Raw genomic sequence first — 13,297 nt, forward strand, 5'->3', positions numbered from 1 at the left:
TCAACATAGCCACGTCGATCACTCCAGTACTCCCGCTCGTTACCTCGCGGGACAGTGTTCTACGTGGGTCAGTTTTCGGTGCAAATTACTGCATCAAGTGGGTCAGGTTTGGGTGCAAATCAACAGCTTGATCTCCGGGTCAAAGAAGTACAACTGGCTGATGTTGCGCGGGTCGCGCCGGACGATGAATTTGCGCTTGTAGCGAGTCAACTCTGGATCCATTGCATTGATCCAGGGGTTCAGCACTTCGTGGTAGTAATAAATGTCGTCAAGCAAGATACCGTAGGGCTGGACGGTGCGTTCCTTGAACGGGAGAAAATCGAGCCTCAGTTTTGCCGGATCCGCCGGGACCTCGGGGACACCACGGGCCGGTTTGTCGTCATTCCTGCCCAACACGTCTTCTTGCCATTTCTGCAACGGAGACATGCCGAGTTCTGCATGCTTGTTCTTGTGATACACGTTGACGATGAAATCAACGAGATTGGCCTCGAACTCACGAAGCGTGAGTGCAGCCTTCTTCTCGGAGTCGTAACCTTTACGCTCCTGGGTATTCGAGAATGTTGTGCCCGGCCACTTATGGATTTGCCGGGCCGTGGTGAGCATCAGTCGTTCGATATGACCGCCATAGTGCGGCTTTTTGACTGGTCTTAACTCAAGGCCAATATTGTAGAGTTCGGTCGCTTCACGCAGCATTTCTCCCCGGAATTCACGGGCATTGTCTGCATGAATCTTGCCCATCTTGCCCCACACCGGCCATTCACCGGGGACGCCAAGCTCCAGCAGATACGATGTCTTGGGCAGCATGGCCATGGACAGGCACATCCCCGCGGCAAGGGAACTCGGTTTTTCAAAGGAAATATAGAGTCCTACTACCATCCGGCTGTAAACATCGATCGCAAGGGTTACAACTGGCCGGTTGATCGTCTGGCCGGTGGATTCCTCGACCAGGATGATGTCCGCAACGGTGTGATCAATCTGGACTACAGACAGGATATGGTCGGCGTTGGGAAAGGGCCCGAGAATGGCTTCATACTTGTCTCTTGCCTCGTCCTTCTTCCCGCGCCGGCGTAGTGTCGATGCTGTTGGCAGCGCATTGATACGGTTACGGACCGTATTTACATGCGGGATCGGCAAGGGCGGCCTGGCATTCAGGCAAAGTTCTTTCACCTTCAAATGCACATCCTTTGGGGTGAGGCGCTGATCAGTCAGATACACCTCGGTAATAGCCTGATCGATGACGGTATCAGTGGCTTCGTCCAGCCGGCGCGTCCCTTTCGTCATGCCTCTGGTCGCAGGGATCAGCGAAGATAGAAGTCCAGATTCGCAGTAGACCTTCAACCAGGAATAAATTGTTGCAGCGCTACAACGATTTTTAGCTGCGACATCCTCCACCTTCTGGCGAGTACGCCCGTTCAGTGTCAGAAGCGGAGAGATAATTTCCAGTCGCTTATGGGCGGTCTGCCACTCCTCATCGGTGTAGTCCTGCGCGTCTCGGGAGGTGGGGTCTTTGTTGCCTTCACTTCCTGCCTTGATCACCGGGCCAATCTTCTCGATACCAATCACTCTGTGCTGCCCGGTCTCAACGTTGAGGCACAAGAAGTTCCCCATATCGAGCGTGTTGGTCACTTTATAAGTAACCCCTTCCGAGCTGATCAGGCTCCCCGGATTAAGTGCAACGAATGCAGGCTTATTCATCATGGAGCTCCGGAGACCGTCCCAGCCAGATGGGGCTTTTCATGTTCAGTGGTTGGGTGAGATCTGCGCGGATCAGGCCGACCGCCATCAGACGCCATAGATAGCCTACGGCGCTGGCAAAGTGATGATCGCTTTCGAAACAGGCCTCAAGAAGAATTCGTGGTGTTGTCTCACCAAGCTCTTCGAGCATTCTCATCATTCTTTGTTCGTAGTTAGGTTCCTCACGCCGGGACCGGTAATCCTTCAAGAAGGTTGCGTTCTCCAGCAACGCGGAGCTTCGGATTTCAACCTCCGTGAGTATCCTGAAGCGCCCACCTTCAAGGCGGGCTTGGTGGACAGCGGCTTTGAAGCCGGGCCGAAAGGCTTCCCAGTCCTCCTTGAGATCCTTCCTGTACTTGATTTCTACGAGCCAGTAGCTGCCATCTGCGAAGCTGACCTTGTAGTCGGGGGTGTACACCTTGCCCACCGCATATCGCACCTGAACCGGCTGGGAAAGAATGTCCGTAACGCCTGGCAAAATCTCCGCCAGCGTAACGAAGTCTCGTTCCAGTGTTGATTCATACGGGATATGTCCGAATCCCGTTGGGGCATACCCGGTAACGCTGCGGTAGCTTTTTCCAATGCGTCGTACAGATCTCTTTGAAACCAGTCTAGACATTAAATGTGTCCTTATAACCAGTCTAGGAATAGCGTGTACCCAATCCAGCTATCCAATGTATCGAGTATGCCTAAGCCCTTGATTTATGGCAGCCACAGTCCAATTTTGTTGTGTTTTTCACAGTGGTAACCCGCCGCAGCCCGGTGAGGTCTCGCTGGCGCATCACGGGATCTTGTTCCTCGATGAGCTGCCCGAGTTCGATCGCAAGGTGCTGGAAGTGCTGCGTGAGCCGCTGGAAACCGGCGAAGTGCATATCAGTCGCGCCAATCATGCCGTGACTTATCCGGCACGGTTTCAATTGATTGCGGCGATGAATCCGTGCCCCTGCGGGTATCTTGGACACCCCACCCGGGCCTGCCGCTGCACGCCGGACCAGATCACGCGTTATCGCACCAAACTATCCGGGCCGTTTCTGGATCGCCTCGACATTGCCATTGAAGTGCCTGCCATCAACGAGAACACGCTGCTGGCCGCGCCGGATGGGGAGGACACGGCCACCGTACGCCAACGCATCCTGCAGGCGTGGGCGTGCGCGCACGCACGCCAGAACAAGCCCAACGGGGTACTGACGACGGCCGAGATAGATCAGTGGTGTACGCCTGACGAGGCGGCGCGGGCGATGCTGCATACGGCGCTGCAAAAGCTCAACCTGTCGGCCCGCAGCTATCACCGTGTACTGAAACTGGCCCGCACCATCGCTGATCTGGCCGGCAGCGCGACGATTGGCGCAGCGCATGTGGCTGAAGCGATCCAGTACCGGCGCGGGCTGGGCTAGCGCCCGGTTTCAGTTAAGCTGGCGGCAGCGGGTGACGGCCAGGATGGGTTCGGGCTCCGCCACCATGGCCGGGGCGAGTAACTGCGGAAAAGACTGTTCCAGAATATCCACCCGGCGCAGCCAGGCTGTAGCCAGATCGTTATGCAGGCAACGGCTGATCGCGGCACGGAACAACTGGAACACAAGGCCGTGGCTATCGGCAAAAATGGCCGGCATTTGCGCGCCGCCATTGCTGCGGGTCAAGGACAAGCGCCAGGTTTCACCATCCAGCACGGCGTGCCAGAAATGCACCAGGCGCGTTTTAAGGCGGCCCTCGTCGGCAATCTGGTTAAAGCTGGCGCTAAAACGCGGATGTTGCCGCAACAGGGAGAGAAAATCGTCCACTACCGCCTTGATGGCGGGGATGCCGATCATGGATGCGAGCGCGTTCATGGTAGGTCCACTCTGCTTTTATTCAATTGCTGTCATTCACAGACTGGTTACATCGGCAAACGTTCAGTTTAAACAAAACCGTCATGTACACATCACATAACCGGACGGTCCTGGTGTGCGGTGGTTTGCCGCCAGGTCCGGGTTTGTTAGACTTCGCCGCATCCAGAGACCGACGCGTTAAAGAATATGTCCACACCCCGTTACGATGAATCCGCCGTCAAGGTCCTTAAAGGGCTCGATCCGGTCCGCCACCGCCCCGGCATGTACACGCGCACGGATAACCCGCTGCACATTTGCCAGGAAGTGATCGACAACGCGGCTGATGAGGCGCTGGGCGGGTTTGCCACGCGCATTGATGTCACCTTGTTCCGCAACCAGACCATGCGCGTCAGCGATAACGGCCGTGGTATTCCGGTGGGTATTCACCCGGAAGAAGGCGTACCGACCGTGCAGGTGGTGTTCACGCAATTGCACGCCGGCGGCAAGTTCGACAAAAAAGACGGCGGCGCGTATGCGTTCTCTGGCGGTCTGCACGGGGTGGGTGTGTCGGTCACCAACGCCCTGGCGACGCGTCTGGAAGTCGAGGTCAAACGTGATGGCCAGGTCAACAAGCTGGCATTTGCCGATGGCAACGTGATCGAGCCGCTGGCCGTGATCGGTTCTTGCGCCAAAAAAGAGACCGGGACCACGGTGTTTGTTGCTCCGGACCCCAAATATTTTGATTCCGCCGCCATTCCGCAGGGCGAGCTGGAACATCTGTTGAAATCCAAGGCCGTGCTGCTGCCGGGCCTTGTGGTGACGCTCAAGCTGGAACAGGCCAATGGCGAGTTCGCGGAAAAATCCTGGAATTACCCGGATGGCTTGCCCGGTTATCTGGCCGAACAACTGGCCGGTTATGAGCTGGTTATCCCTATTTTCCGTGGCGAGAAATTTATTGAAGGTGTGGACGAAACCTTTGCCCCGGGCGAAGGCTGCGGCTGGGCGCTGACCTGGACTGAAGACGGCCCCACCTCGCGTGAATCTTATGTGAACCTGATTCCGACGCTGATTGGCGGCACGCACGAATCCGGCCTGCGTGACGGGGTATTCCAGGCGGTCAAAACCTTCATGGAATTTCACTCGCTCACGCCCAAGGGTGTGAAGCTGCTGCCGGAAGACTTGTTCAGCCGCGCGTCGTTCGTGCTGTCGGCCAAGATTCTGGACCCGCAATTCCAGGGCCAGACCAAAGACAAACTCACCAGCCGCGATGGTCTGAAACTGGTGTCCACCATGGTCAAGTCGCCGTTCGAGTTGTGGCTGAACGAGCACGTTGAGCTGGGCAAAAAACTGGCGGAGTTGTGTATCCGCGCCGCGCAGGCCCGCCAGAAAAACGCCCAGAAGGTGGAGAAGAAAAAATCCAGCGGCGTGGCCGTGCTGCCAGGCAAACTGACCGATTGCGCCAGCGATGAAACCGAACGCTGCGAACTCTTTCTGGTCGAGGGCGATTCTGCCGGCGGTTCTGCCAAGCTGGGGCGTGACAAAGACTTCCAGGCCATCCTGCCGTTGCGCGGCAAGGTGCTCAATACCTGGGAAGTCGATCGCGACCAGATTTTTGCCAATAACGAAGTGCACGACATTGCCGTTGCGATCGGCGTGGATGCGCATACGCTCAACGACACGCCGGATCTGTCTGGCCTGCGTTACGGCAAGATCATCATCATGTCTGATGCGGACGTGGATGGCTCGCACATCCAGGTACTGCTGCTGACGCTGTTCTACCGGCATTTCCCGGCGCTGATTGCGCGCGGGCATGTCTGCGTCGCGCAGCCGCCGCTGTACCGGGTGGACGTGGCCGGCGCCGGCAAGAACAAACCACCGCGCAAGTTCTACGCACTTGATGAAGGCGAACTGAACGCGATCCTGGACAAACTGCGGGCCGAGAAAGTCCGCGAAGGCGCCTGGGATATCTCCCGCTTCAAGGGCCTGGGTGAAATGAACGCCTCGCAGCTGTACGAGACCACCATGAACCCCGACACCCGTCGCGTATTGCGCGTGGGTATTCCGGACGACGTCAGCCAGAACACGCGTGACATGATGCATATGCTGATGGGCAAGAGCGAGGCCTCCAGCCGCCGTGCGTGGCTTGAAGCACGCGGCAACGAGGTAGAAGCAGATATCTGATCTGCCCGCCGAGATAGTTTCATCTGCCCGCAACTGACGTCTGTGGGCGACACAAGGGGCGCAATAGCGCCCCTTTTGCTATTCAAACGGTCATAATAGTTCCCTTTCAATCTTTGCCAGCTTTGGCATCACCCTCGTATTTGCGGCGTTATGGCTTCCCAAATCTCTGTCTATCTTGCTGGCCCGGGCGTGTTCCGGCCCGACGCCGCAGTCTGGGGCGCCAGGCTTAAATCCGCCTGTGAAATGTATGGTCTGCAGGGATTGTTTCCGCTGGATGCCAACGTCCCGCCGCTGCCGGATCACGCCTCAAGACGGCAGTGGATCTTCCAGCAAAACTGCACCCTGATCAGCCGCAGCAATCTGGTGCTGGCCGATTTGCGTGCTTTTCGCAGCCAGAGCGAGCCAGATTCCGGCACCGCGTTTGAAGTCGGTTTTGCCTATGCGCTGGGTAAACCGGTGTGGGTCTGGGTGCCCGACGCCGACGCCAATACCCCCATGTATACCCGCGTTCCGGGCGCGGCCAGGCCGCAAGACCGGTGGGTGGATAAATCCGGTTTGTCGATTGAAGACTTTGGCGTGCCCCTGAATCTGATGCTGTGGCAGGCCGCGGCCGGCATCATTTGCGAAAACTCGCCAGAACAAGCCGTGGAACAACTGGTACGGCGCGCCCGCTTGCCGGTGCTGCGCTGAACGCCGCTGCCGTTCATTCCCGCCACAGATCATGATTAGCCACTGCTGATACACCAGCAGCAGTGCGGCATGCGCGCCAATGTTCCACGTGGAACACACGCATTGCAGACAATCTGCGCATGCCCTGCCCACACAAGCCGGCGCGCGGCTACAATGCCGTCTGACCTGTTTTCATGGATTGTGGTGCCATGTCTGAAATCGACGAACAGAACGAACTTCTGCCCGAAACCGCCGATACCGTCGTTGAACCCGAAGCCGAAGCAGATGCCGGCCAGGGCGGCGGCAACCGGCGTTTTGTTTCCGCACAAGTATCGGCGTCTCTGCCGGATGATGGCGAAACGGTGCAGCTGGGCCTGTATGCAGAGCGCAGCTATCTTGAATATGCCATGAGCGTGGTGAAGAGCCGCGCCCTGCCCCAGGTGGAAGACGGCCAGAAGCCGGTGCAGCGCCGCGTGCTGTACGCCATGCATGAGATGGGCCTGACTGCCACCGCCAAGCCGGTCAAGTCCGCCCGTATTGTGGGTGAAGTGCTGGGTAAATATCACCCGCACGGCGACCAGTCCGCCTATGACGCACTGGTCCGCATCGCGCAGAGCTTCTCGCTGCGTTACCCGCTGATTGATGGTCAGGGTAACTTCGGCTCCCGCGATGGCGATGATGCTGCGGCCATGCGTTACACCGAAGCGCGCCTGACCCCGATTGCCGAATTGCTGCTGGGCGAACTCAACCAGGGCACCACCGATTTCATCCCCAACTACGACGGCGCTTTTGACGAGCCCGTGCTGCTGCCAGCCCGCCTGCCCATGCTGCTGCTCAACGGCGCATCCGGCATTGCCGTGGGTATGGCGACGGAAATTCCGTCGCACAATCTGGGCGAAGTGGCTGATGCAGCCATCGCGCTGATCCGCAATCGCCAGATGGATGTCCCTGCCCTGCTGCAATATATCCAGGGCCCGGATTTGCCCGGTGGCGGGCAGATTATCTCTAGCCAGCGCGATATCCAGTCTGCGTATGAAACCGGCCGTGGCTCGCTGAAGATCCGTGCCCGCTGGGAAAAAGAAGACATGGCGCGCGGCCAGTGGCAGATGGTAGTCACCGAACTGCCGCAAGGCACGTCCACGGCCCACGTGCTGGAAGAAATTGAAGAGCTGACTAACCCCAAGGTCAAGAAAGGCAAAAAGGCCCTCACGCAAGAGCAGATCCAGACCAAGCAACTGGTGCTCTCCATGCTTGATCGCGTGCGTGACGAGTCCGGTAAAGACCAGCCGGTACGCCTGGTGCTGGAACCCAAGTCATCCCGCCAGAGCCCGGAAGAAATGATGAATGTGCTGCTGGCACATACATCGCTGGAATCCTCGCTGTCGCTGAACCTGGTCAGCATTGGCCGCGATGGCCGCCCTGGCCAGAAGTCGCTGAAAGCGCTGCTGGATGAATGGATCGACTATCGCTTTGATACCGTCACCCGCCGCCTGAATCACCGCCTGGGTCAGGTCAACGACCGCATCCATATCCTGGAAGGCCGTTTGATCGTCTTCCTCAATATCGATGAAGTCATCCGGATCATCCGCCACAGCGACGAGCCCAAGCCGGCGCTGATCGAGGCGTTTAATCTGTCTGATCGCCAGGCTGAAGACATTCTTGAAATCCGCTTGCGCCAACTGGCCCGGCTGGAAGGCATCAAGATTGAGCAAGAACTGGCCGCACTGCGCACCGAGAAAGAAGAGCTGGAACACCTGCTGGCCAATAGCGGGGCGCTGCAAAAACTGGTCATCAAGGAAATCGAAGCCGATCGCAAGAAGTTTGGCGACCCGCGTCGCACGCTGATCCAGGAAGCTGAACGCGCCTCGCTGGAAGCCACTGTGGTCGACGAACCCACCACCCTGATCCTCTCGGAAAAGGGCTGGCTGCGGGCCCGCCAGGGCCATGGCATTGATACGCAGAACCTGACCTTCAAGGACGGTGATGCCCTGCTCGCGGCGATTGAATGCCGCACAGTCGATCAGGTTGCGCTGTTTGGCACTGATGGCCGCATCTACACCATTGCCGCTTCTACCGTGCCAGGCGGGCGTGGCGATGGCGTGCCGGTGACCACGCTGGTTGAGCTGGCGGCGCAGACCAAAGTAACGCAGATGTTCGTCGCCAAACCGCAGGACTGGCTGGTCATTGCCAACTCCGGCGGCTATGGCTTCACTTGCCAGTTCGAAAATCTGTTGTCGCGGCAGAAAGCTGGCAAGGCGTTCCTCTCGCTGGAAAAGGGCGAAACGGTGCTGCGTGTTTCGACATTTGTTCCACGTGAAACATCGCTGGTGGCGTGTTTGTCCAAGGGCGGCAAGCTGCATCTGTTCCCTTTGTCCGAGTTCAAACAACTCACCGGCGGGGGCCGCGGCGTGATCACCATGGCGCTGGATGACAAAGACACGCTGGCCGCCATTACCGTATCGGATGGCGTCACGCTCAAGCTCACCGGCACTGGCCGCGGCGGCAAAGCGGTTGAACTGATTCTGGACGAAAACGAGATGGCGCCCTATATCGGCAAGCGCGCACGCAAGGGCAAACCCATCAACGCCGGTCTGAAGTTCCCCGGTTTCTAAGATGCGTGATGTACGGCCGTCGCCCGGCTTGCAGGCGCTGTGGTCCAGTCTGGGTATCAACCCGGACTGGATTACCGCCAGAAACCTGCCGTTGTTTGCCGATGCGACAGCGCTGGTCACGGTCGCGCCAGGCTACCCGACCCAGCGTGTTTTTCAACTGACACCCGAAGCCGCAACAGCCTGGCGCGCGATGAACGAGGCAGCCACGGCGGATGGCATCGCACTGTTGATGATCTCCGCATGGCGCGGCATAGACCGCCAGGTAGAGTTGATCCGCGCGCGGCTGGCCGAAGGTGAAGCCATCACGACGGTACTGGAACGGCTGGCGCCACCGGGTTGCAGTGAGCACCATACCGGCCGCGCGATCGATATTGCCACGCCCGGCACCATCACGCTTGATGCCACCTTTGCCGACACCAGCGCATTTGCCTGGCTGCAGCAACACGCTGCGGCATTTGGCTTTGTGCTGTCTTTCCCGCGCGATAACCCCTATGGCTTTACCTACGAGCCCTGGCATTGGTGTTATCACCCAAAAAATGAAGCATGAAAAAAGCCCGCACAATGCGGGCTTTATTTTGGGCAAACTGGCCTAGCCAAACAGGCTGAGCGACTCCAGCGTATTACCCGCGCCGCGCCAATGTGCGCCAGGAACCGCCCGTAATTGCGCTGCGAGTTCTTCGGCGCAAGCGTCTGCATTGGCTCGCGCAGTATCCAGCAACACGTCGTATTCCATATTCTGGTGCACACGCTCGAACTCCCAACGCGCCAGGCCAGGCGGGCGATCACCCCGCGCTTGCTCGCGCTGCTCAACCAACGCCAGATCGCATTGCACGCCGACCAGCATGACGCGGTAGCCCGCCAGTTCGGTCAGCAGCTCGCGTTTTTCATCGACATGGCACCAGGCGTTATCCACAATCAACCGCAGCCCGGCCTGCAGCAATCCGGGCAAGGCATAGTGATAACCGCGCACCAGCTTCTGCCAGTCGTGCCCGTTGCGCGTGATGATATCGCCGCTTTGCAGCTGCGCCAGATCCGTCAGCGGCAATGCGTCCAGCACAGAGTCGATCGAGAAATTGAGATACTGCAGCGGTAGTTTTTCCTGCAGCGCGCCGGCAATGCTGGTTTTGCCGGATGAACTGGTGCCATTGAGCACAATCACCTGCGGCATGTCTTCAGGTAGCGCCACGGTTATTCCGGCAGTACAGGCAGACAAAGTTCGTAATGCCCGACCAGATACTGATCTTCCGCGTAGCGCTCAACCCGCGGCCGGGACGGATCAAGCACCACTTTGGCACCCGCTACCCAGGTCAGCATCAGATCGCGCCAGCGCGGGCCGATGTCATCGGTTGGGCCATGATGGCGGAACACCGCCCAGCGCCCGCCCTGCAATTTGTATTCACCCAGACCGCGCGGAATACGGATATTGGGCGCAATCACTTGCGCAGCATCGTAACGGCGGCGGCCAGAAGGCGTCGTAGCCGGGTCACTCCAGATCAGGCCGTAGCGTCGGGTCGGCGCAATGCCATACATGGTGCAGGTCTTGCGGAACCGCTTCCACAGCAAATCCAGATTACAGCCATACTCCCCTACTTCGCGGATAAACACCACGCGCTCGGTGTCCCATTGCTCGTAGGTGATGCGGGCATCGACTTCGGCAAAGCTCCAGTGATAATCGGCCGGTGTACCGACAATGGCGGCGCCCGGTTTGTAGGAATGCTCGCCCAGATTGCGGTCACGCCAGGCATCCGCTGCCGGCGCACCCTTGCGCCACTCACTGGGCGTAAACCCGAACTCGCGATGAAATGCGCGACTGAACGTCGCCGCCGAAGAAAAGCCCACCATCAAGGCCACCCGGCCAATCGGCATGCCGGGCTGCCACTGCAGAATGGAGGCCGCCGTTTCCAGGCGCAGGCGCCACAGAAAGGCCTGCGGCGTGGTGGCATAGCGGGAATGGAACCGGCGGACCAGATACCAGGGCGAATAATGCGCCGCCTCCGCCAGATCAGCGAGCGTCAGCGGTGTAGCAAGATCGCGCACCATTTTATTGATAGCGCGTTCCAATCTCAGGCAAGGCGTAGACATCCTGTATTCGTCCCCGGCTAGACAATACCAAGCCCGCTATTTTATCAGTGACAATGGCATACGTGTTTGCCGGTCAGCCAATACACCTGGTTTGACGCTTGATGTTCCACGTGGAACACAACCATCAAGCGGCCGGAGTTTCGCCCTTGGTGGCCGCTTCCTCTTCTTCACCCGGCCGCGCCCAGAACAGACGATCAGGAATGAACTGCCCCATGCCCGGACGGAATGCGCGGCTCAGCGTTTGCCAGGTGTATTCCTGCGCATCACGCACCGCTGTGGCCAGCTCCGCACCACTGGCCAACGCACCGGCAATGGCAGAAGCCAGCGTACAACCGGCGCCGTGATAGCTGCCAGGCAAGCGCTCCCAGGTATCGCTGCGGGTACGGCCCGCGCGCGAGAACAGCGTGTTGGTCACCTTGGGCGTGTGCTCATGGGTGCCGGTAATCAACACATATTCACAACCGCAATCCAGCAAGCGGCTGGCGGCTGCATCCAGCGCCAGTTCTTCCTGTTCATCCGGATCATCAGACGCCAGGCGCCGCGCTTCAATACTGTTGGGCGTGATCAGCAAGGCATGTGGCATCAGCAATTCGCGCATCGCGTTCTGTAATTCTTCGGCAGAGATTTCATCGCTATGCAACGGGCCCAGCACCGGATCAAATACCAGCGGAATATCGGGATAATCGGCCGCAATTTCTGCAATGACGGCCAGATTTTCTACACTGCCAACCATGCCGACTTTGATGGCATCAATCTGCATGTCTTCCAGAATGTAGCGGGCCTGATCTTGCAGCCAGTCTGATTCGACCGGCTGAAACTCTTGCACTCCGGCCGTGTCTTGCACCGTAAGCGCGGTCACCACCGGCAAGGGATGGCAACCCAGCGAGGCCAATGTCAGAATGTCGGCTGTCAGCCCGGCACCGCCAGAGGGATCGTTTGCACCAAAGACGAGAACCAGCGGAGGAGTAGCAATCATGGGCGGGCAAATATGATTTATCGGGTAGAATCCTGATTCTAAACCAAGCCATCAAGTGGACCGCATGAAAAAATATATGTGCCTGATTTGTGGATTCATTTACGACGAAGCCGAGGGCTGTCCGAACGACGGAATCGCCCCGGGAACGACGTGGGAAGACGTGCCCATCAACTGGACTTGCCCTGATTGCGGCGCACGCAAAGAAGATTTCGAAATGGTCGAAATCTGATTCAGGCGTACGCAGACGGCGCGGCCCTGTCCGCGCCGTTTTCATTTGTGCCATCAAGGAAGACATCACATGCTTTGGGTCAAGGCATTCCACATCATTTTCGTCGTCAGCTGGTTTGCTGGTCTGTTTTACCTGCCCCGCCTGTTCGTGAATCTGGCCATGGTCGAAGACGGTCCCGCCCGTGAACGGCTGATGCTGATGACAGGCAAACTGTTGCGATTCATGACCCCCATCGCCGTGCTGGCAGTGGGCTTCGGGCTGTGGACCTGGTCTTACTACAATTTCTTCGCCGGCCCCGGCTGGCGCTGGATGCACGCCAAACTATTGCTGGTGTTCCTGCTGATTGTTTACCACGGCGTATGCATTCATCTGTTCTCGCGCTTCACCGCACATCGCAATACCCACAGCCACGTCTGGTATCGCTGGTTTAACGAAATCCCGGTGCTGCTGCTGGCCGGCGTGGTCATTCTGGTCACCGTCAAACCCTTCTGAAGCGATCACTACCCGCCACTTTCAGGAAGACCGTCATGGCTCAGGAAATCGAACGCAAATATCTGCTGGCCAACGCGCAATGGCGTGGCGAAACAACCCGCTCCACCCGCATTGCCCAAGGCTATCTGAATGATGAACCCGCGCGCACCGTGCGTGTACGCATCAAGGGCGACCAGGGCTTTCTGACCATCAAGGGCAAGAACGAAGGCATCGCCCGCGCCGAATTTGAATATCAGATTCCGCTGGCCGATGCGGCAGAACTGCTCAAGCTCTGCCCCAATGTGCTCGATAAAACCCGTCATGAAATCCACCGTGACGGCTTTGTCTGGGAGATCGATGAATTTGCCGGTGACAACGCCGGCTTGATCGTCGCTGAAATCGAACTCCCGACGGTCGATACCGTATTTGCCAAACCCGACTGGCTGGGCGAAGAAGTCTCGGGTGATGCGCGCTATTACAACAGCGCCCTCTCCACCCACCCCTACACCCGCTGGCCACGTTGAACCGGAGTAACCCG

14 protein-coding genes are annotated in these 13,297 nt (G+C 58.4%); 8 read left to right on the forward strand and 6 right to left on the reverse strand.

Annotated elements, in window-relative coordinates; genetic code table 11:
* Window positions 1–102: 102 nt before the first annotated feature.
* Window positions 103–1,698: a TnsB C-terminal domain-containing protein gene (locus IEX57_RS14505; RefSeq protein WP_188705081.1), complete on the reverse strand. Its 1,596-nt coding sequence runs from the start codon at window positions 1,696–1,698 to the stop codon at window positions 103–105.
* Window positions 1,688–2,353, reverse strand: coding sequence for a TnsA endonuclease N-terminal domain-containing protein (locus IEX57_RS14510; RefSeq protein WP_188705082.1), 666 nt, complete (start codon window positions 2,351–2,353; stop codon window positions 1,688–1,690). Before IEX57_RS14510 ends, IEX57_RS14505 begins: the two co-directional genes overlap by 11 nt.
* 172 nt (window positions 2,354–2,525) lie before the next feature.
* Here IEX57_RS14510 and IEX57_RS14515 point away from each other — a divergent pair, with 172 nt between their 5' ends.
* On the forward strand, window positions 2,526–3,128 hold the full coding sequence (locus IEX57_RS14515) for an ATP-binding protein (RefSeq protein ID WP_229709035.1): 603 nt from the start codon (window positions 2,526–2,528) through the stop codon (window positions 3,126–3,128).
* 9 nt (window positions 3,129–3,137) lie between these two features.
* On the opposite strand, the gene IEX57_RS14520 is transcribed toward IEX57_RS14515, so the two are convergent.
* Complete coding sequence (locus IEX57_RS14520; protein ID WP_188705084.1) at window positions 3,138–3,560, reverse strand: globin family protein; 423 nt, start codon at window positions 3,558–3,560, stop codon at window positions 3,138–3,140.
* A gap of 186 nt (window positions 3,561–3,746) precedes the next feature.
* Here IEX57_RS14520 and parE point away from each other — a divergent pair, with 186 nt between their 5' ends.
* The 4 genes from parE (at window position 3,747) to IEX57_RS14540 (ending at window position 9,548) form a co-directional block, all read left to right on the forward strand.
* Entirely contained in the window at window positions 3,747–5,720 is a 1,974-nt protein-coding gene (gene parE, locus IEX57_RS14525; RefSeq protein ID WP_188705085.1) for a DNA topoisomerase IV subunit B, read from the forward strand.
* A 150-nt stretch (window positions 5,721–5,870) separates the two neighbouring features.
* Window positions 5,871–6,410: a nucleoside 2-deoxyribosyltransferase gene (locus tag IEX57_RS14530; protein WP_188705086.1), complete on the forward strand. Its 540-nt coding sequence runs from the start codon at window positions 5,871–5,873 to the stop codon at window positions 6,408–6,410.
* Between the two features lie 188 nt (window positions 6,411–6,598).
* A complete protein-coding gene (gene parC / locus IEX57_RS14535) occupies window positions 6,599–9,001 on the forward strand; it encodes a DNA topoisomerase IV subunit A (protein WP_188705087.1) in 2,403 nt (800 codons plus the stop codon).
* 1 nt (window position 9,002) lies between these two features.
* Window positions 9,003–9,548 carry a M15 family metallopeptidase gene (locus IEX57_RS14540; RefSeq protein ID WP_188705088.1) on the forward strand — a complete coding sequence of 182 codons (546 nt, stop codon included), beginning with the start codon at window positions 9,003–9,005 and terminating at the stop codon, window positions 9,546–9,548.
* A gap of 42 nt (window positions 9,549–9,590) precedes the next feature.
* On the opposite strand, the gene IEX57_RS14545 is transcribed toward IEX57_RS14540, so the two are convergent.
* From IEX57_RS14545 to thiD, 3 genes are all read right to left on the reverse strand, one after another.
* Window positions 9,591–10,187, reverse strand: a complete 597-nt coding sequence (locus IEX57_RS14545; protein ID WP_229709036.1) for a chloramphenicol phosphotransferase CPT family protein — start codon at window positions 10,185–10,187, stop codon at window positions 9,591–9,593.
* 2 nt (window positions 10,188–10,189) lie between these two features.
* On the reverse strand, window positions 10,190–11,041 hold the full coding sequence (locus tag IEX57_RS14550; protein ID WP_188705089.1) for a helix-turn-helix domain-containing protein: 852 nt from the start codon (window positions 11,039–11,041) through the stop codon (window positions 10,190–10,192).
* Window positions 11,042–11,207: 166 nt separating this feature from the next.
* Window positions 11,208–12,059 carry a bifunctional hydroxymethylpyrimidine kinase/phosphomethylpyrimidine kinase gene (thiD, locus tag IEX57_RS14555; protein WP_188705090.1) on the reverse strand — a complete coding sequence of 284 codons (852 nt, stop codon included), beginning with the start codon at window positions 12,057–12,059 and terminating at the stop codon, window positions 11,208–11,210.
* A gap of 64 nt (window positions 12,060–12,123) precedes the next feature.
* On the opposite strand from thiD, the gene IEX57_RS14560 reads away from it, so the two are divergent.
* The 3 genes from IEX57_RS14560 (at window position 12,124) to IEX57_RS14570 (ending at window position 13,283) form a co-directional block, all read left to right on the forward strand.
* Window positions 12,124–12,288 carry a rubredoxin gene (locus IEX57_RS14560; protein WP_188705091.1) on the forward strand — a complete coding sequence of 55 codons (165 nt, stop codon included), beginning with the start codon at window positions 12,124–12,126 and terminating at the stop codon, window positions 12,286–12,288.
* Between the two features lie 69 nt (window positions 12,289–12,357).
* Window positions 12,358–12,780 (forward strand): CopD family protein, encoded by a 423-nt coding sequence (locus tag IEX57_RS14565; RefSeq protein WP_188705092.1) that lies wholly within the window; start codon window positions 12,358–12,360, stop codon window positions 12,778–12,780.
* 35 nt (window positions 12,781–12,815) lie between these two features.
* Window positions 12,816–13,283: a CYTH domain-containing protein gene (locus tag IEX57_RS14570; RefSeq protein WP_188705093.1), complete on the forward strand. Its 468-nt coding sequence runs from the start codon at window positions 12,816–12,818 to the stop codon at window positions 13,281–13,283.
* Window positions 13,284–13,297 lie beyond the last annotated feature (14 nt).

The organism is Silvimonas iriomotensis (assembly GCF_014645535.1).
Taxonomy (GTDB): domain Bacteria; phylum Pseudomonadota; class Gammaproteobacteria; order Burkholderiales; family Chitinibacteraceae; genus Silvimonas; species Silvimonas iriomotensis.

Coding starts and splice junctions, on each gene's coding strand:
- IEX57_RS14550 (WP_188705089.1), bottom strand. CDS start 11,041: ATGGTGCGCGATCTTGCTACACCGCTGACGCTCGCTGATCTGGCGGAG.
- IEX57_RS14520 (WP_188705084.1), bottom strand. CDS start 3,560: ATGAACGCGCTCGCATCCATGATCGGCATCCCCGCCATCAAGGCGGTA.
- IEX57_RS14570 (WP_188705093.1), top strand. CDS start 12,816: ATGGCTCAGGAAATCGAACGCAAATATCTGCTGGCCAACGCGCAATGG.
- thiD (WP_188705090.1), bottom strand. CDS start 12,059: ATGATTGCTACTCCTCCGCTGGTTCTCGTCTTTGGTGCAAACGATCCC.
- IEX57_RS14510 (WP_188705082.1), bottom strand. CDS start 2,353: ATGTCTAGACTGGTTTCAAAGAGATCTGTACGACGCATTGGAAAAAGC.
- IEX57_RS14565 (WP_188705092.1), top strand. CDS start 12,358: ATGCTTTGGGTCAAGGCATTCCACATCATTTTCGTCGTCAGCTGGTTT.
- IEX57_RS14505 (WP_188705081.1), bottom strand. CDS start 1,698: ATGATGAATAAGCCTGCATTCGTTGCACTTAATCCGGGGAGCCTGATC.
- parE (WP_188705085.1), top strand. CDS start 3,747: ATGTCCACACCCCGTTACGATGAATCCGCCGTCAAGGTCCTTAAAGGG.
- IEX57_RS14540 (WP_188705088.1), top strand. CDS start 9,003: ATGCGTGATGTACGGCCGTCGCCCGGCTTGCAGGCGCTGTGGTCCAGT.
- parC (WP_188705087.1), top strand. CDS start 6,599: ATGTCTGAAATCGACGAACAGAACGAACTTCTGCCCGAAACCGCCGAT.
- IEX57_RS14560 (WP_188705091.1), top strand. CDS start 12,124: ATGAAAAAATATATGTGCCTGATTTGTGGATTCATTTACGACGAAGCC.
- IEX57_RS14530 (WP_188705086.1), top strand. CDS start 5,871: ATGGCTTCCCAAATCTCTGTCTATCTTGCTGGCCCGGGCGTGTTCCGG.